We start from the raw sequence: 16,242 nt of genomic DNA, 5'->3' as shown, positions 1-16,242 counted from the left end.
TCGCTCCGCTCCTCGCAATGACGCGGATGGAGCTGTGTAGTCAAGGCCTGACCGCCGGCGTCTCGACCGGCATGCCACGCGCCCGCGTCATCAGATAGAGCTCGAGCTCGACCAGCTCGGGCGAGCCGTAATCATAAGCCTGCGCGCGGATACCGGTGATGCAGGCGCGCAGCCGCCGCTGCAACGATCCGAGCGCCTGCCATTCCAGCCGGTACAGCGGATAGCCGGTCGGCTGCCCTTGCGTGATCGCGCTGCCCGCGAGCTTCTTGTCCCAGTTATCATCGTGGCAGTTGGTGCAGCCGAGATTGAGCTGGCCCTGCCGCTGCATGAACAGCGCGTGGCCCTGTTCGACGAACGGCGCGAGCTCCGGATCGTCGTCGGCCACAATCGGCATGCCGCGCGATTGCCGTGCGACATAGGCGGTCAGCGCCAGCAGCTCACGGCTTTCATAGGCGAAGGGCGAGGCCTGCTGGTGGTTGGTCCGGCAGAGGTTGATCCGTCCCTCGAGGTCGACCGGCTTGCCTAGCGCCTTGTCGAAGGCCGGATAGTGCGCCGCGACGCCATTCATGCTGACGCGGGCGTCGTTGTGGCAGTCGGCGCAGGCCTTGTTTGCGGTACCGGCCTTGCGCGTCCACAAGGCCTCGCCGTCGAGCACGGACAGCATGCCGGGATTGGCGGTGTCCTCGTCCTGCATCGCCTTGCTGTCGGCGCTCATGAAGCTGTAGCCGGAGCGGCGTTCGGATCGCGGGATCTCGGTCGCGAGCGCGGCGCCCGCCATCGCCGTCAGCAGCGCGATGCAGACCGCAATCCTCATTCGACCGTGATCGAAGCCTGCGCGGTCTCCGAAAACCCTTTGTCGCCGATCCATTCGAATTCGAACTTGCCGCTCTCGGTCACCGTGGTGAAGAAGGTGATGAACGGATTGGCCGCGATCGCAGGATAAAGATCGGCGCGGAACACTTCCTTGCCGTTGAAGCGGCAAGTGAAGCTCGTGATGATGTCGCGCGACACCACGCTGCCCGAGGCCGTGTGGCGGTAGCCGGTCTCCATGATGTGCGACATCAGCGTCTTGATCTCGATGACGCTGCCGCGCTTGGCCTTGGCCGGGACATTGATCAGGGCCGACGGCATCAGATCGCCTCCTCGGTGCAGGCAGCGAGCGTCACCACGACGTCGGCGGTTGCAGACCAGAACGTGTCGTCGGACAGCCGCGCGATGGCGGTGACCTTCTGGCTGTCAGCGAGGCGGATGCGGGTTGACACCTGGGCGCGCCCGGCGCGCGGCCCGAGATGGAAATTGCCGATGTTCGGCTGCGGGTTCTTCTCGTTGAAGACGTGGATGCTCTTCACATACTCGTCCGCCGTCATCGGGCTGGTGACGCTGACCGTCATCGGCACCGTGTTGCCGTTCTCGACCAGCGGCGGAATGTCGAGCTTGACCTTGCCGGTGTGCACATCGGCCTCGCCGACGACATTGCGGATCGCGGCGGACAGCATCGCCGGCGTCGCGTCCACGGGGCGAACGATCACCAGCGCGGCGGCGCCGCCAGTCAGGCTCAGAAACGTCCGGCGTGTGGTGTGGTCCGAATTCGCCATCGATTGATTGGTCCTAGTTCCGCAGTGTCGTCAAGTAAGCCACGAGATCCTCGATCTGCTCCGCCGACAGGATCGGCTTGCCGCGCCAAGAGGTACCGACCCGCACGAGCCCTTCGACCCGATAGTAGGACGGCATGATCGTCGCCGCGTTGAGATGCGACGCATCGACCAGGCGGAGCCGCAACTGTCCTTCCGACCAGCGGCTGCCGCTTCCGGCAAGGTTCGGCGCGAGGTCGCCCTGGAACGCCTGCTCGGGAAATGGGCCGCTGTGACAGAGGATGCAAGTGGAGGAACGCTCGACGATCAGGGCGCGGCCGCGCGCCACATCGCCCCTGGTTCCCGTCAGCGAGGCCGGAATCGCATCGCCCACGACGGTGTAATTCCGCAGCTCCTCGGCGCCGACGGGCCAGCAGGCCGCGAACAGTCCCGCGGCGAGAAGCATTGTGAGGGCGAGCCTAGCCAAAGGCATCTCCCGTGATCCTCTTGAACCAGTCGAGCGCCTGATCGGCCTCGCGCTGGCGCAGCTCGCGCGGCGCATCGACCGGGCTCGTGGTGACCGCCGCTTCGGCGTACTGATCTTCCTTCGGCTGATAGATGCCCTTCAGCGAGAAGGCGTAGCCCGGCGCGACCGTGTTGTAGCAGGCACCATCCAGCCGCGGCGTCTCCGGCGCCTTGCCGGCAAGCGCGCTCACGATCGCGGCCGCGCAGGCGCGGCCTTGCGCTGCCGCCGCGGAGGCGGATTTCGGGATGCCGCCGGCGATCGCGGCATCACCGATGACGTGGATGTTGGGCACGAGCTTTGAAGCAAATGTGACGGGATCGATCGGGCACCAGCCGGTGTGGTCGGCGGCGCCGGCGATGTCAGCGATGCGGCCGGCCCTTTGCGGCGGGATCACATTGGCGACCGCGGCGGTGTAGTTGCCGAAGTCGGTGACGATCTCGTTTGTCGCCGGATCGACCGACGTCACCCGTCCGCCCTGCGACAGCGCGATCCGTTCGATCATGCCGGGATAGAGCTCCGTCCAGGCCTTCTCGAACAGCTTCTGCTGCGAGTAATTGTCCTTGGCGTCGAGCACCAGGATCTTCGACTTCGGCTTGTTCGCCTTCAGATAATGCGCGATCAGGCTGGCGCGCTCGTAAGGCGCGGGCGGACAGCGCAGCGGCGCAGCCGGCACTGCGATCACGACGAGGCCGCCATCGTCCATGGCTTCAAGCTGCTTGCGCAACAGCATGGTTTGCTCGCCGGCCTTCCAGGCGTGCGGCATCTTCTCGGCCGCTGCCTCGTCATAGCCGGAGAGGGCGTCGAAGCGCATGTCGATGCCGGGGGCCAGCACCAGCCGGTCATAGGACAGCGTTGTCCCATCAGCGAGCGCGATGCTGCGCGCCTGCGCGTCGACCTTCGTCGCCGCCTGTGCGGCAATCGTGATGCCGTCGGCCCCAACCTTGTCATAGGTGAATTGCTGCGCGGCAAGCTCGCGCAGACCTGCAATCACCTCGTTGCTGAAGGGGCAGGCCGTGAAAGTCCTGTTCGGCTCGATCAGCGTAACCTGAAGCTTGGTGTCGAGCCGCCGCAGCGCCCGCGCGCAGGCCGCGCCGCCGAAGCCGCCGCCGATCACCGCGATGCGCGGCGCCGCCTGCGCCAACGCCGGACGCGCCAAGGCGGCCGCTGCGACGGCAGCGGCGCCACGGATCACATCCCTGCGCGTCTGATGACGCGTGACGGCCATGCACGAGAATCCGAAAAAAGGAGGCGGCGGCCGGTCGGGGCCGCCGCTTCCGGTTTGATCAGGCGAAGCTGATGTTCTGGTTGCGCAGCGGGAAGCTGCGGATGCGCTTTCCCGTCGCGGCGAAATAGGCGTTGAGCACCGCCGGCGCCGCAACGCCGATGGTCGGCTCGCCGACGCCGCCCCAGAATCCGCCGCTCGGCACCATCACCGATTCCACCTTCGGCATCTCGTTGATGCGCATCGAGTTGTAGGTGTCGAAATTGGTCTGCTCGATGCGGCCGTCCTTCACGGTGCAGCCGCCGTAGAACAGCGCGCTGAGGCCGTAGACGAAGGAGCCCGCGATCTGCCGCTCGACTTGCGCCGGGTTGACGACATAGCCGGGATCGGTGGAGGCGACGATGCGATGCACCTTGATCTTGCTGCCGTCGGTCACCGAGATCTCGGCGGCGCCGGCAACATAGCTGCCATAGCCCATTACCTGCGCGATGCCGCGATAGACGCCCTGCGGCGCCGGCGTGCCCCAGCCGATCTTCTCGGCCACGGCGTTGAGCACGGCGAGATGCTTGGGGTGCTTGCCCATCAGCTTGCGGCGGAATTCGAGCGGGTCCTGCCCGACCGCCAGCGCCAGCTCGTCCATGAAGCATTCCATGTAGATCGCGTTGTGATTGACGTTGACGCCGCGCCAGAAGCCCGGTGGAACGTGCGGGTTGCGCATCGAATGCTCGACCAGCAGGTTAGGCACCGAATAGCCGATCGCGGCCTCGCCGGCTTGCGCGACGCCCTGGAACGCGGCGGGGTCCATGCCGTTCTGCAGCGCTTCCGGGCGCACCGAGAACAGGATGGATTGACCCGACAGCCGGTAGTGCAGCGCGACCAGGTTGTTGTCGGCATCGAACGCACCGGTCAGCTTGCACTGCGTGATCGGGTGATACTTGCCGTGCTGCATGTCCTCTTCGCGCGACCACAGCAGCTTGATCGGCGTGCCCGGCATCTGCTTGGCGATCGCCACCGCCTGCCGCACATAGTCGGTCATGCCGCGCCGGCCGAAGCCGCCGCCGAGCATCAGCTTGTGCACGTCGACCTTCTCCGCCGGCAGGCCGGAGGCCTCCAGCGCCGCCGCGAACGCCGCCTCGCCATTCTGCGTGCCGCACCACACCTCGCATTTGTCAGACGTATAGAGCACGGTGGCGTTCATCGGCTCCATCGTGGCGTGGTTCTGGTAGGGATAGCTGTAGACCGCCTCGACCTTCTTGGCAGCGCTGGCGATCGCCGCCTTGGCGTCGCCGTTCTGGTTGCCGACATAGGCCGGCTGCGCATTGTCGAGGCCTTCGGCGAGCCATGTCGCGATCGTCTCGCTGGAGACCTTGGCGTTGGGGCCTTCGTCCCAGACGATCGGTAGCGCATCCAGCGCGGTCTTGGCGTGCCACCAGGTGTCGGCGACGACGGCAACGGCGCTGTCGCCGACCTGCACCACCTTCTTGACGCCCTTCATGCCGGCGACCTTGGCCTCGTCAAAGCTCTTCACCTTGCCGCCGAACACCGGGCAATCCTTGATCGCGGCGTTCAGCATGCCCGGCAGCTTGACGTCGATGCCGTAGACCATCTTGCCGGTGGTCTTGTCGACGGTGTCGAGCCGCTTCAGGCCCTTGCCGGCGATGGTCCAGTCCTTCGGGTCCTTCAGCTTGACGTCGGCCGGCGGCTCGAGCTTGGCCGCGGCTTCCGCGACCTTGCCGTAGGTCGTCGTCTTGCCCGAGGGCGTGTGGGTGATGACGCTGTTGACGGCCTTGCATTCCGAGGCCGGCACCTTCCACTCGTTGGCTGCCGCCTGGATCAGCATCACGCGCGCGGTGGCGCCGCCCTTGCGGACATAGTCCTGCGAGGTGCGGATGCCGCGGCTGCCACCGGTCGAGAAGTCGCCCCAGGCGCGCTTGCGGGCGACGCTCTGGCCGGGCGTCGGATATTCTGTCGTGACCTTCGACCAGTCGCATTCCAGTTCTTCGGCGACGAGCTGGGCGAGGCCGGTGAGCGTGCCCTGGCCCATTTCGGAGCGGGCGATGCGGATCACCACGGTGTCGTCGGGCCGGATCACGACCCAGGCGTTGATTTCAGGCGCGCCGTCGGCCGCGCGCACCACGGCGGGGCCGCCGAACGGCAGGTCGAGGCCGAGCGCGAGGCCGGCGCCGGCGGTTGCGGTGCCGATCACAAAGGCGCGGCGATTCAGTTTTGGCATGACGTGCTGGTTCATCGCTGCGTCCTTATGCGTTCGCGGCAGCATGGATCGCCTCGCGCACCTGCTGGAAGGTGCCGCAGCGGCAGATATTGGTGATGGCGTCGTTGATGTCGTCGTCGGTCGGCTTCGGATTGTCCTTCAAGAGCGCCGCGACGGCCATGATCATGCCGCTCTGGCAATAGCCGCATTGCGGCACGTCGCTGGCGATCCAGGCGAGCTGCACCTTGTGCATCACGCCGCCCGCCGCGAGACCCTCGATCGTGGTGATTTCCTTGCCGGCCGCTTCGCTCACCGTGACGCCGCAGGAGCGCATCGCGACGCCGTCGATATGCACGGTGCAGGCGCCGCATTGGGCGATGCCGCAGCCGTATTTGGTCCCCGTCAGTCCGATGTTCTCTCTGATAGCCCACAACAGTGGCGTATCGTCCTCGACGTCTACAGTGATTGTCTTGCCGTTAATTTTGAGGTTTGCCATCGCGATCCCCTGAATGGTCCGATCCTCCGACCGGACTGCAGCGCGATGTTGGCCTTGAAACTGGAACGGTTCAAATCAAGAAAATGCGCTCGCAGCGCGAAAGAAAGTTGATGCTGTGGTGTTTGGCCGCGGACTGTGCGCGCCGCATACCTGTCATGACTTTTGCGGTGAAGCGACGGCCAAACGCAGGAAGCTCATGACGCTGCCGAGCGCGGCAAATCCGGCACCCAGCGCCAGCGCCACGGTGGCGCCCTCGCGGTCGGCCAGCGCGAAGCAGAGCGCGGCGAGGGCGGCGCCGGTGGTCTGCCCGGTCAGCCGCGCGGTCGCGACGATGCCGCTGGCGCTGCCGCTGCGATGCGACGGCGCGCTCGACATGATCGCCTTCATGTTCGGGGTCTGGAAGAAACCGAAGCCGATGCCGCAGATCATCGTGCGCCAGACGATGTTGGCGACGCTGGGCTCGGTCGGCAGGGTCGCGAGCAGCACCATGCCAAGTCCGAGCAGCAGCATGCCGATGCCGCCGAGGATGCCGGCCGGATAGCGGTCCGACAGCCGGCCGCCGATCGGCGCCATGAAGGCGACCACCAGCGGCCAGGGCGTCATGAAGAAGCCGGTCTCGACCTGCGAGCGGTGCAATATGTCCTCGAAGTAGAACGGCAGCGATACGAAGGCGAGGCCCTGCACAGCGAATGAGCAGACGGCGGTCGCGGCCGACAGCGCGAAGATCGGCCGCCGGAACAGGTCGATCGGCAGCATCGGCGCCGGATGATCGGCATGCCGCCGGGTCAGGATCCATCCGAACAGAACGGCGCCGACAAGCTCGGCGATGACAAGCGCCGGCGCGGCCTTGTGCGCGGCGCTGCCGATGCCGATGATGAAGAGGCCGAGACAGGCGCAGGCCAGCGCCGCGCCGGCGAAATCGAAGGCATGGGTGGCGCGCGGCGTCGTCGGCAGCGTCTTCATGCCGATCAGCAACGCGACGACGCCAAAGGGAATGTTGACGGCGAACAGCCAGGGCCATGGGCCGAGCGCGAGGATTCCGGAGGCGATGGTCGGCCCCAGCGTGAAGGCGGTCGCGACCACGAGCGCATTGTGGCCGAAGCCGCGGCCGTGCATCCGGCTCGGATAGACGAAGCGCACCAGCGCGGTATTGACGCTCATCAGGCCGCTGGCGCCGAGCCCCTGCAAGGTGCGCGCAACCAGCAGACTTGGCAGCGACCACGCCAGGGCACAGCCGAGTGACGCCAATGTGAACAGCAGCAGGCCGCCGAGATAGATTCGCTGGTGGCCGACGATCTCGCCGAGCGCGCCGAGCGGCAGCAGCGTCGCGACCAGCGCGATCTGATAGACGTTGACGACCCAGACCACTTCCGCAGGGCTGACATGCAGATCGCTCGCGATCGCCGGCAGCGCGATATTGGCGATCGCGGTATCGAGCGAGGCCATCGCCAGCGCCGTGAAGATCGCGGCCACCGCCCAGCGGCGGGTCTCCCAAGGCAAACCATCGGTGATCGGTGCCGCAGCCGCGGTGGTCGGGGTCTTCTCGAGCATGCCTGAAAATGTCTCCGGGGCCGCCATGTACTACGCCGGCATCCCGTTCCCCAGCCGCGCCATTGCATGATGCGTATGCGAAGCGGCCTTGCCGGAAGCGTCAGAAGTCCCGCCGCGGACCGAACAGATATCCTTCGATGGCGCGCAGCACCCGGCGGCTGGCCGCAGCCTGCGAGAGGTCGTTTTGAAGCGCATGGTCGACCATGGCGCGGCTGATCACGATCAAGTCCTCGATGGCGTCATCATCGACTGGCCTTGCGATCTCACGACGATGCCGCGCCAGCAGGGCGGCGACCAGCTCCTTCAATTCGCCGGCCGCTGACGTGCCCGATGACGCCGCGCGCAGGCGATCCTCCTCGGCCTCCAGAATGCGATTGAGCCCGGCCCGCTCGGCATGCGCCTCGAGCTGGGCCCGAACGATCAGGTTGAGCGATGCCGTCAGGCTCTTGCCCTCGGATGCCGCGACCGCATCCCGTACTTTCGCCAGCAGCGCGTCCTCGAATCTGGCGATCAATGCCAGCGTCAGCGCGTCCTTGTTCGGGAAGTACTGGTACACCGAGCCGACGCTGATCCCGCCGCGCTCGGCGACCGCATTGGTGTTGTAGCCCTCGAGCCCGCCCGCTTCCAAAACGCGAGCCGCCGCTTCCAGAATCACCGCCACGGTTTCCCGCGAACGCTGCTGAAGCGGCTGTTTCCGGGCCTTGATGCGCCGCTTCGCCGGCATGAGGGGCATCTCCCAAAACGCGAGTTGTGAAATATGAGCAATTACTCACATTATGGCCGTGAAAGGAGAACCGATCAATGGTGACACTGCAAACGACCTCGTCTCCCGTGCTTCCCGAGCACGAGGACGATCCGCACAGGTTTCATATCTTCGTCATGGTCAAGACCACGCGGCACTGGCTCGATCTGAAGACCGAGCAGCGTCTCGCCTTCCTGCACGAGGAGGTCATTCCCTTGCTCCGGCGTCGCCCGGAGCTGAAGGTGCGCTGGTTCGAGCCGGAGGCCTTCTCGACCAGGGCGACCGACGTCATGATCTGCGAGACCGATGACCTCTCGGCCTGGGCGTGGTTCTGCGACCACCTGCGCGAGACGAGGTTCTGGGACCACTATTTCGAAGTGCTCGACATCATGCCGGCGCTCGAAGGCAATTACCTTGCCTAGGATGCCGACGCCGGCCCGGATCGTTCCGGGCCGGCGTCCCGGCAGCCTGTGGCGACGCAACTGCGTCCCATCCACATCTGTCATCGCCCGGCTCGAGGTTCAGCCCGGACAGATCACTGACGGGTGTTCGGAGACATAGCTGACACATCAACATTGGCTGGATTGGTCCGATTCGGGAGGCCGTCCATGCCTTGGAGTGAGGTGTCAGTGATGGATCACCCGCTTTCGCTTGCGCGGGTGATGACACCGAGTGGCTGTTTTGGCATCTCGAATTCCGCCCCACCCGCATCGTCGTCCCGGCGCAGGCTGGGACCCATAACCACCGATGCTGCTTATCGGGCGTGTTGGAACGACGAGTCCCGTTCAAGACATCCGCCGCGGAGTATGGGTCCCGGCCGTCGCCGGGACGACGGCGGTGGAGCAGCGTGCGAACGCGATCAATCGATTTCGTGTTCCCGCGGTGCGTCACAGAATCGCGCCGAAGCGACTTTCGGATAGCTTGCGTCACAGTCGCGATCGACTACCCTTGGTATACAAGCAGGCCCGGCGTCAGATCGGGCCGCAAGAGGGAACGCGCATTGCACGGACAGGCCGACCGGCGCAGCGAAGCCATGCGAAGCGCCAGCGAGGGAACTCGCCGCCGCGCGTTCACCGGCCTCTGGGTCGCGGCATTGCTGGCGATCCTGACCTTCCTGGTCATCTATCCCGTCTTCATGCTGCTGCTCGGCGCGCTCACCGACACCAATCCGGTGGTCGACGGCATCCGTCTCAGCCTGAGCCATTTGTCGATCGCAAATTTCCTCGCCGTGCTGGCCAATCCGAACGTCGCCGAAGCGCTGCTCAACACGCTGATTGCCTGCGGCGGCGGCACGGTGATCGCGGTCGCGATCGGGCTGTTGTTCTCCTGGATCGTGGTGCGCACCAACACGCCGTTCAAGGGCTTCATCGCCGCGGCCAGCATCCTGCCGCTGTTCGCGCCGCCGCTGGTCGCGGGGGTGGCCTGGGCCATTCTCGGCTCGCCGAAGACCGGCTTGATCAACACGATGTTCAAGTGGATGGGCTCCGACCTGCGCGTCGATCTCTATTCGATGTGGGGCCTGGTGTTCGTGTTCGGCATCTACTACGCGCCCTATGTCTACATGTTCACCTCGTCGGCGCTGCGCAACATGGACCCGAGCCTGGAGGAGGCCGCGGAAATCTCCGGCGCGAGCCCGGTCGCGACCCTGTTCACGGTGACGTTCCCGCTGATCATGCCGGCGATCGTCTCGGGCATGCTGCTGTCCTTCATCGTGATGCTCGGCATCTACGGCATCCCCGCCGTGCTCGGCGCGCCGACCAACCTGAACGTGCTCACCACTTACATCTTCAAGCTCACCAACTGGTCGCCGCCGCTCTACAACACCGCGGCTGCGGTCGCGATCATCCTGATGGTGGTCACGGGGCTCCTGGTCTATCTGCAGCAGAAATTGCTGAGCGGACGCAGCTATACCACCGTCGCGGGCAAGGCGTTCCGGCCGCGCAGCCTCGATCTCGGCCCATGGCGCTGGCTCACCTTCGCGATCGGGATCGTCTACCTCCTCATCGTCGTGGTGCTGCCGTCGCTGGCGCTGATCGTCGCGGCGTTCCGCAAGTTCATGTTCATCCGCGACGTCGCGAGCCTGTTCGACATGCGGCAATATTCGCTGACGCATTTCGAGAGCATCTTCGACAATCCGTTGACGATGCGCTCGATCTACAATGCGGTCGAGGTCGGCGTCATCACGGCTGTTGTCGGCGGCGGGCTCGCCTTTGCGATCGGCTACACCATCCATCGCACCCGCGTCAGCGGACGCGGCGCCATCGACCTGATCTCGACGCTGCCGGTCGCGATCCCCGGGCTGGTGGTCGGCGTCGCCTATCTCTGGGCCTGGATCGGCGTGCCGGGTGGGCTCTACGGCACGATCTGGATTCTCGCGCTGGCCTTCATTGCGCGCTTCATGCCGGACACCGTGAAAGCGCTGTCGACCTCGTTCCTGCAAATCCACCGCGAACTCGAGGAGGCCGCCTGGGTCTGCGGCAAGGGCATGCTCGGCACCATCAGGACGATCGTGTTGCCGCTGGCGCGGCCGGGGGTGCTGGCGTCGATGACGCTGCTGTTCGTGCTGGCGATCCGCGAGCTCGGCTCGTCGCTGTTCCTCTACACCAGCAACACCATGGTGATGTCGGTGCTGCTGCTCGACTATTATGAGGGCGGCAATATCGGCAAGACCGCGGCCTTCAGCCTGGTGCAGACCGTGCTGCTCGGTGTCCTGATCGGCGGCGCCAACTGGCTGTCGCGCGGATCGGCGCAGGGCAACGTGGCGCGGACCGGATAACAACGAATAAGGGGAGGATTGCGATGGATAGACGAACCTTCACCACACTGGCCTTGGCAAGCGTGGCGACGCTTGCATTGGCGCCTGCGGCACAGGCGCAGGAGTTCGGCTCGGCGGAGTTGATCGCGGCGGCCAAGTCCGAAGGCAAGCTCGTCTACTACACCGCGAACTTCGCCGAGATCGAGCAGCAGGTCATCAAGGCCTTCAATAAGCGCTTTCCCGAGATCAAGGTCGAGATGGTCCGGGCGCCCGGCGGCCAGCTGATCACCCGCGTGAAGACTGAGGCCGCGGCCGGCAAGCTGATCGCCGACGTCGTCGACCATTCCGACCGCGCGCTGATGCAGCCGCTGGAAGACCTGTTCCAGGATTACGCGCCGCCGAACGCGGCCGATTACGATCCGCACGCGCTGATCTCGCCGAAATACTGGCCGCGCGCGACGATCGCCTGGTCGATCGCCTACAACGCCGAGCTGGTGAAGGACCCGCCGAAATCCTGGATGGACCTGACCAAGCCGCAGTATGACAAATTGATCGGGCAGGTGTTCGCGCAGTCCGGCGGCACCACCTGGACGCGGATCATGTTCGAGCGCCAGGTGCTCGGCGAGGACTATTGGGCAAAGCAGGCCGCGACCCATCCGGTGCTGTATCCCTCCGGCGCGCCGACGGCCGATGCGCTGGTGCGCGGCGAGATCGCGATCGCGCCGCTGCTCTACAACGTGATCTACCAAAAGAAGAAGGACGGCGCGCCGATCGAGATCTTCTTTCCGCCCGAAGGCGCTCCGGTCAATCCCTACGCGACCGGCATTCCGAAGACGGCGGTCCATCCCAATGCAGCAAAGCTGTTCCTGAACTGGTGTCTGTCCAAGGAAGGACAGACCTTCATGATCAAGGAGCTTGGCAATCTCACATCCCTGAAGGCGCCGCCGGCATATCCGGAGGGGTTCGATCCAAAGGTGGTCAAGCTCTGGTATCCGAAGTTCGACGAGTATGTGAAGCTGCACGCGGCGTGGGTCGCGGACTGGGACAAGACGTTTGGCTACCGGCAATAGGCTGATGGTGCAGCGATGACGGCGACGCTCGAAGTCACCGATCTCAGCAAGCAGTTTTCGATCGGCCGCCCGGCCATCGACGGCGTCAGCTTTGGCGTGCCGGCCGGCGAGATCGTGGTGCTGCTGGGGCCGTCCGGCTGTGGCAAGACCACGACGCTGCGCTGCGTCGCCGGGCTCGAGCATCCGACCGGTGGCGAGATCAGCATTTCCGGGCGGGTGGTCTCCTCGCCGGCAAGCGGCATCCTCGTGCCGCCGCGTTCGCGCGATCTCGGCATGGTGTTCCAGTCCTATGCGGTGTGGCCGCATATGACGGTGCGGCAGAACGTGATCTATCCGCTGAAGCACCGCAAGATCGGGCGCACCGATGCTGCCCGCATGGTCGAGGAGGCGCTGGCGCTGGTCGGACTGTCCGACTATGCCGACCGGCCGGTGGTGGCGCTGTCGGGCGGCCAGATGCAGCGCGTCGCGCTGGCGCGCAGCATGGTGTACCGGCCGCAACTCCTCCTGCTCGACGAGCCGCTGTCGAACCTCGATGCCAAACTGCGTCTGCGGCTGCGCGACGACCTTCGCGTCATCCTCAAGCAGACCGGGATGACCGCGCTCTACGTCACCCATGACCAGGCCGAGGCGGTCGTGCTCGGCGACCGGATCGGGGTGATGCGCGACGGCAAGCTGCTGCAGATGGACACGCCCGACGTGATCTACAACCGTCCGGCCGATCTGTTCGTCGCCAATTTCACCGGCGCAACCAACGAGCTCGCGGGCACGCTCGTCACATGCAATGGCCGCTATGGGGTGGTCGATTTCGGTGACGGCCGGCAGGGGGAGGTCGCGCTGTGCCAGGCGCTCAAGCCCGACGAGAAAGTGCGGATCGCGCTGCGGCCCGAGAACATCGCGATCGGCCGGCCCGACGGCGCCAACACGTTCTCGGCAAAGGTGCTCGACCGCAGATATCAGGGCACCCAGACCGCCTACGGCATCGAGCTGTTCGGCAAACGGCTGGAAGCGATCGAGCTCGGCACGGCCGCGCGCCATCAGGTCGGCGTCGAGGCACAGGTCGCGTTGCCGCGCGAATGCCTGTGGGCCTATCGCGACAGCGGGCCGGCATCGCATGAGTAGAGCGTGGTATTGTCGCGTCGAGTGGCGAAGGGGCTGGGCTCCCTCGCCCCGCTCTTCGCGGGGAGAGGTTGGGGTGAGGGGCTGCTTCCGCGAATACAGTGATAGTTGCGTTTGCGGAGAATCCCCCTCACCCGGAACCCATCTAACGATGCGTTCTGCACGCGGGGGCGAGGTGAAGCGGCGGCCGTCGCGTGGCGCGATGGCAGGCAGCCCGTGCCGCCAGCGCGCCGCCTAACCTTCCTCCACCAGCGCGCGGATGCTGCGGGCGAGTCCGAGGATGCGCGGACCGCATTCGCGCTCGATCTGCTCGGCGCTGAAGCGGAAGGAGGGGACGCCGCAATTGACCGACAGGCATTCGCCGGTCGGCGTCCGATAGAGCGGGGCGGCGACGCCGAAGATCTCGCGCCGCCATTCGCCGAGCGAGACGGCAAAGCCGCGCTCGCGGCACAATTCGATGTCGGGCAAGGTGCGCTTCTGCACGTAATCGAATTCGTCGGGGCGCTCGGCCTTGACGCGCGCGACATAGGCGCCGAGCTCGTCCTCGGTGAACAGCGACAGCAGGGCGCGCCCCACCGCGGTCGGCGCCAGCGTGCTGACAAAGCCGACGTCGGGCACGTGCGGCGCCGTATCCGTCGTGCGCAGCGTCTCGACATAGATGAAGTCGATGCCGAACGGCATCGCGATCGACACCGTGCCGCCGGCATAGGTCGCGAAGTCGCGCATCAGCGGACGTGCCAGTTGACGCACCTTCAGCGCGGACAACACAGGATAGGCGGCGGCGAGCGCACCCAGCCCGAGCACGAAGCGGCCCTTGGTGTCGCGCCTGAGATAACCGAGCTGCTCGAGCGTGTAGGTCAGCCGCGACACCGTCGGCCGCGACAGGCCGGTATGCAACGCGAGTTCGGCGTTCGACAGCGAGCCGGGATGACGGCGAAACGCCGCCAGTACATCGAGCCCATGCGCCAGGGTGGTCGCAAAGGACGGGTCCGCCTGAGTCTCGGCAGGGGAAGATGCTATCATACGGAATATTGGTCGCAGATGGCCTGATTTGTCAATATATCGGAATGAATTTGCAAATCGTGTCGATATCGGTTTATCTGCCGGGAATAAGGACAAGGAACCGCTGGAGCGAGGCGACTCCCGATGACGATGACCGAGCAAGCCCGAGACGCAAAGCCCGCCGCGATCGACAAGGAGAGGCTGCGCCTGAAGTATCAGGAGGAGCGCAACAAGCGGCTGCGTCCCGACGGCAATGACCAGTATCTCCAGATCAAGGGCCAGCTCGCGCATTATCTCGACGATCCCTACACGCCGGTCGTTGAGCGCGCGCCGAAGACCGATCACGTCACCTTCGCCTCTATCGGCGGCGGCTTCGCCGGGCTCGCCACCGCGGCGCGGCTGACCGAGGCCGGGATCAAGGACGTCCGCATTGTCGAGAAGGGCGGCGATTTCGGCGGCACCTGGTACTGGAACCGATATCCCGGCGCGCAATGCGATACGGCGTCGATGGTCTACATGCCGCTGCTGGAAGAGACCGGCCACATGCCGTCCGAGAAATACGCGCATGCGCCCGAGATCCTCGCGCATTGCCAGCGGATCGGCCGGCAATTCAGTCTCTACGACAACGCGCTGTTCCACACCGAGGTCACGAGCCTCGATTGGGACGCCGCGCAATCGCGCTGGATCATCCGCACCACGCGGGGCGACGCGTTTACCGCGCAATATGTCGGCATCGGCACAGGCCCGCTGCACGTGCCGAAACTGCCCGGCATACCCGGCATCGAGCGCTTCAAGGGCCACTCGTTCCACACCAGCCGCTGGGATTACGACTACACCGGCGGTGACCCCAAGGGCGCGCTGATGGAGAAGCTGGCCGACAAGCGCGTCGGCATCATCGGCACCGGCGCGACCTCGGTGCAATGCATTCCGCACCTCGCGCGCGCCTGCAAGGAGCTCTACGTATTCCAGCGTACGCCATCGTCGGTCGATGTGCGCGGCAACGAGCCGATCGATCCCGACTGGTTTGCCGAGATCGCGACGCCGGGCTGGCAACAGCGCTGGCTGGAGAATTTCACCGCCAACCAGGCCGGCGGATCGGCCGAGGAGGATCTGGTGCAGGACGGCTGGACCGACCTGTCGAAGCGGATCCGCGCCAAGATCATGCTGCTGCCGCGCGAGCAGCGAAGCGTGGAGAACATGCGGGCCGCGTTCGAGGATTCTGACTTCGAGAAGATGGAGGAAATCCGCAACCGGGTCGACACCATCGTCCGCGATGCCCACACTGCCAGGAATCTCAAGGCCTGGTACGGCCAGCTCTGCAAGCGGCCATGCTTCCACGACGCCTATCTGCAGGCGTTCAATACGCCGGGCACCCATCTGGTCGATACCGACGGCAAGGGCGTCGAGGAGATCACCGAGAACGGAATCGTCGTTGCGGGCAAGGAGTATCAGCTCGACTGCATCATCTATGCGTCCGGCTTTGAGGTCGGTACCGAGTACAAGCGGCGCGCGGGCTTCGATCTGACCGGCCGCGACGGCATCAAGCTATCGGAGCACTGGGCCGAGGGCATGCGTACCAAGCACGGCATCCACGTGCACGGCTTCCCCAACGTGTTCTTCGTGCAGCCGACCCAGGGCGCCAATCTGATCTCCAACGTGCCACACAATCTGACCGAAGCGGCGCGCACCATCGCGCTGATGGTCGGCCACGCGCAGGACAACGGCTTCATGGAAATCGAGGTCAGCAAGGAAGCCGAGGATCGCTGGGTCGAACTGCTGCTGACTGGCGTCGGCCGGATGATCGGCGGGCCGGATTGCACGCCCGGTTACTACAACAATGAGGGCCGTGAGCCCGGTCCCGCGGCCAAGCTCAGTGTCGGCCATCCCTCGGGCGCGCTGGCCTACTTCAAATATATCGACGGCTGGCGCCGTAGCGGCCAGTTCGAGGGCGTGCAATTCCGCTGAGGGAAGCGCGATCG

At 65.5% G+C, this 16,242-nt stretch carries 15 protein-coding genes; 5 read left to right on the top strand and 10 right to left on the bottom strand.

What is annotated here, in order from left to right; genetic code table 11:
- Positions 1-40: 40 nt before the first annotated feature.
- The 9 genes from soxA to J2R76_RS15505 all read right to left on the bottom strand — a co-directional run bounded on the left by soxA (position 41) and on the right by J2R76_RS15505 (position 8,302).
- Positions 41-814: a sulfur oxidation c-type cytochrome SoxA gene (gene soxA, locus J2R76_RS15545; RefSeq protein WP_253624118.1), complete on the bottom strand. Its 774-nt coding sequence runs from the start codon at positions 812-814 to the stop codon at positions 41-43.
- Positions 811-1,131, bottom strand: coding sequence for a thiosulfate oxidation carrier complex protein SoxZ (gene soxZ / locus J2R76_RS15540; RefSeq protein WP_168857889.1), 321 nt, complete (start codon positions 1,129-1,131; stop codon positions 811-813). Before soxZ ends, soxA begins: the two co-directional genes overlap by 4 nt.
- Complete coding sequence (locus tag J2R76_RS15535) at positions 1,131-1,595, bottom strand: SoxY-related AACIE arm protein (RefSeq protein WP_076827069.1); 465 nt, start codon at positions 1,593-1,595, stop codon at positions 1,131-1,133. Before J2R76_RS15535 ends, soxZ begins: the two co-directional genes overlap by 1 nt.
- 13 nt (positions 1,596-1,608) lie before the next feature.
- Positions 1,609-2,037: a sulfur oxidation c-type cytochrome SoxX gene (gene soxX, locus J2R76_RS15530; RefSeq protein WP_168857914.1), complete on the bottom strand. Its 429-nt coding sequence runs from the start codon at positions 2,035-2,037 to the stop codon at positions 1,609-1,611.
- Between the two features lie 13 nt (positions 2,038-2,050).
- Complete coding sequence (locus J2R76_RS15525) at positions 2,051-3,322, bottom strand: NAD(P)/FAD-dependent oxidoreductase (protein ID WP_253624117.1); 1,272 nt, start codon at positions 3,320-3,322, stop codon at positions 2,051-2,053.
- A gap of 58 nt (positions 3,323-3,380) precedes the next feature.
- On the bottom strand, positions 3,381-5,567 hold the full coding sequence (locus J2R76_RS15520) for a xanthine dehydrogenase family protein molybdopterin-binding subunit (RefSeq protein ID WP_253624116.1): 2,187 nt from the start codon (positions 5,565-5,567) through the stop codon (positions 3,381-3,383).
- Between the two features lie 10 nt (positions 5,568-5,577).
- Positions 5,578-6,027, bottom strand: coding sequence for a (2Fe-2S)-binding protein (locus tag J2R76_RS15515; protein WP_253624115.1), 450 nt, complete (start codon positions 6,025-6,027; stop codon positions 5,578-5,580).
- Positions 6,028-6,180: 153 nt separating this feature from the next.
- Positions 6,181-7,578 carry an MFS transporter gene (locus J2R76_RS15510; protein WP_253624114.1) on the bottom strand — a complete coding sequence of 466 codons (1,398 nt, stop codon included), beginning with the start codon at positions 7,576-7,578 and terminating at the stop codon, positions 6,181-6,183.
- Positions 7,579-7,678: 100 nt separating this feature from the next.
- On the bottom strand, positions 7,679-8,302 hold the full coding sequence (locus tag J2R76_RS15505; protein WP_253624113.1) for a TetR/AcrR family transcriptional regulator: 624 nt from the start codon (positions 8,300-8,302) through the stop codon (positions 7,679-7,681).
- Positions 8,303-8,379: 77 nt separating this feature from the next.
- Here J2R76_RS15505 and J2R76_RS15500 point away from each other — a divergent pair, with 77 nt between their 5' ends.
- From J2R76_RS15500 to J2R76_RS15485, 4 genes are all read left to right on the top strand, one after another.
- Positions 8,380-8,742 (top strand): darcynin family protein, encoded by a 363-nt coding sequence (locus J2R76_RS15500; protein ID WP_016846500.1) that lies wholly within the window; start codon positions 8,380-8,382, stop codon positions 8,740-8,742.
- Positions 8,743-9,353: 611 nt separating this feature from the next.
- The gene (locus tag J2R76_RS15495) at positions 9,354-11,096 is read left to right on the top strand and encodes an iron ABC transporter permease (protein ID WP_057017578.1); all 1,743 of its coding nucleotides are present in this window, start codon (positions 9,354-9,356) and stop codon (positions 11,094-11,096) included.
- A gap of 23 nt (positions 11,097-11,119) precedes the next feature.
- Positions 11,120-12,145: an ABC transporter substrate-binding protein gene (locus J2R76_RS15490; RefSeq protein ID WP_246786854.1), complete on the top strand. Its 1,026-nt coding sequence runs from the start codon at positions 11,120-11,122 to the stop codon at positions 12,143-12,145.
- A gap of 15 nt (positions 12,146-12,160) precedes the next feature.
- Complete coding sequence (locus J2R76_RS15485; RefSeq protein ID WP_141340349.1) at positions 12,161-13,264, top strand: ABC transporter ATP-binding protein; 1,104 nt, start codon at positions 12,161-12,163, stop codon at positions 13,262-13,264.
- Between the two features lie 231 nt (positions 13,265-13,495).
- Here the strand turns inward: J2R76_RS15485 and J2R76_RS15480 are convergent, their stop codons facing one another.
- Positions 13,496-14,284, bottom strand: coding sequence for an IclR family transcriptional regulator (locus J2R76_RS15480; protein WP_057017541.1), 789 nt, complete (start codon positions 14,282-14,284; stop codon positions 13,496-13,498).
- 123 nt (positions 14,285-14,407) lie between these two features.
- Between J2R76_RS15480 and J2R76_RS15475 the strand changes: the two genes are divergently transcribed.
- Positions 14,408-16,228 carry an NAD(P)/FAD-dependent oxidoreductase gene (locus tag J2R76_RS15475; RefSeq protein ID WP_141340348.1) on the top strand — a complete coding sequence of 607 codons (1,821 nt, stop codon included), beginning with the start codon at positions 14,408-14,410 and terminating at the stop codon, positions 16,226-16,228.
- Positions 16,229-16,242 lie beyond the last annotated feature (14 nt).

It is taken from the genome of Bradyrhizobium sp. USDA 4532, from assembly GCF_024171315.1.
In the GTDB taxonomy this organism is placed as follows: Bacteria; Pseudomonadota; Alphaproteobacteria; order Rhizobiales; family Xanthobacteraceae; genus Bradyrhizobium; species Bradyrhizobium australafricanum.
The sequence above is the reverse complement of the archived record's forward strand: the minus strand, read 5'-3'. Positions and strand labels throughout refer to the sequence as shown.

Coding starts and splice junctions, on each gene's coding strand:
- soxA (WP_253624118.1), bottom strand. CDS start 814: ATGAGGATTGCGGTCTGCATCGCGCTGCTGACGGCGATGGCGGGCGCC.
- J2R76_RS15480 (WP_057017541.1), bottom strand. CDS start 14,284: ATGATAGCATCTTCCCCTGCCGAGACTCAGGCGGACCCGTCCTTTGCG.
- J2R76_RS15490 (WP_246786854.1), top strand. CDS start 11,120: ATGGATAGACGAACCTTCACCACACTGGCCTTGGCAAGCGTGGCGACG.
- J2R76_RS15500 (WP_016846500.1), top strand. CDS start 8,380: ATGGTGACACTGCAAACGACCTCGTCTCCCGTGCTTCCCGAGCACGAG.
- soxX (WP_168857914.1), bottom strand. CDS start 2,037: ATGCTTCTCGCCGCGGGACTGTTCGCGGCCTGCTGGCCCGTCGGCGCC.
- J2R76_RS15495 (WP_057017578.1), top strand. CDS start 9,354: ATGCGAAGCGCCAGCGAGGGAACTCGCCGCCGCGCGTTCACCGGCCTC.
- J2R76_RS15475 (WP_141340348.1), top strand. CDS start 14,408: ATGACGATGACCGAGCAAGCCCGAGACGCAAAGCCCGCCGCGATCGAC.
- J2R76_RS15515 (WP_253624115.1), bottom strand. CDS start 6,027: ATGGCAAACCTCAAAATTAACGGCAAGACAATCACTGTAGACGTCGAG.
- J2R76_RS15535 (WP_076827069.1), bottom strand. CDS start 1,595: ATGGCGAATTCGGACCACACCACACGCCGGACGTTTCTGAGCCTGACT.
- J2R76_RS15485 (WP_141340349.1), top strand. CDS start 12,161: ATGACGGCGACGCTCGAAGTCACCGATCTCAGCAAGCAGTTTTCGATC.
- J2R76_RS15520 (WP_253624116.1), bottom strand. CDS start 5,567: ATGAACCAGCACGTCATGCCAAAACTGAATCGCCGCGCCTTTGTGATC.
- J2R76_RS15505 (WP_253624113.1), bottom strand. CDS start 8,302: ATGCCGGCGAAGCGGCGCATCAAGGCCCGGAAACAGCCGCTTCAGCAG.
- soxZ (WP_168857889.1), bottom strand. CDS start 1,131: ATGCCGTCGGCCCTGATCAATGTCCCGGCCAAGGCCAAGCGCGGCAGC.
- J2R76_RS15525 (WP_253624117.1), bottom strand. CDS start 3,322: ATGGCCGTCACGCGTCATCAGACGCGCAGGGATGTGATCCGTGGCGCC.
- J2R76_RS15510 (WP_253624114.1), bottom strand. CDS start 7,578: ATGCTCGAGAAGACCCCGACCACCGCGGCTGCGGCACCGATCACCGAT.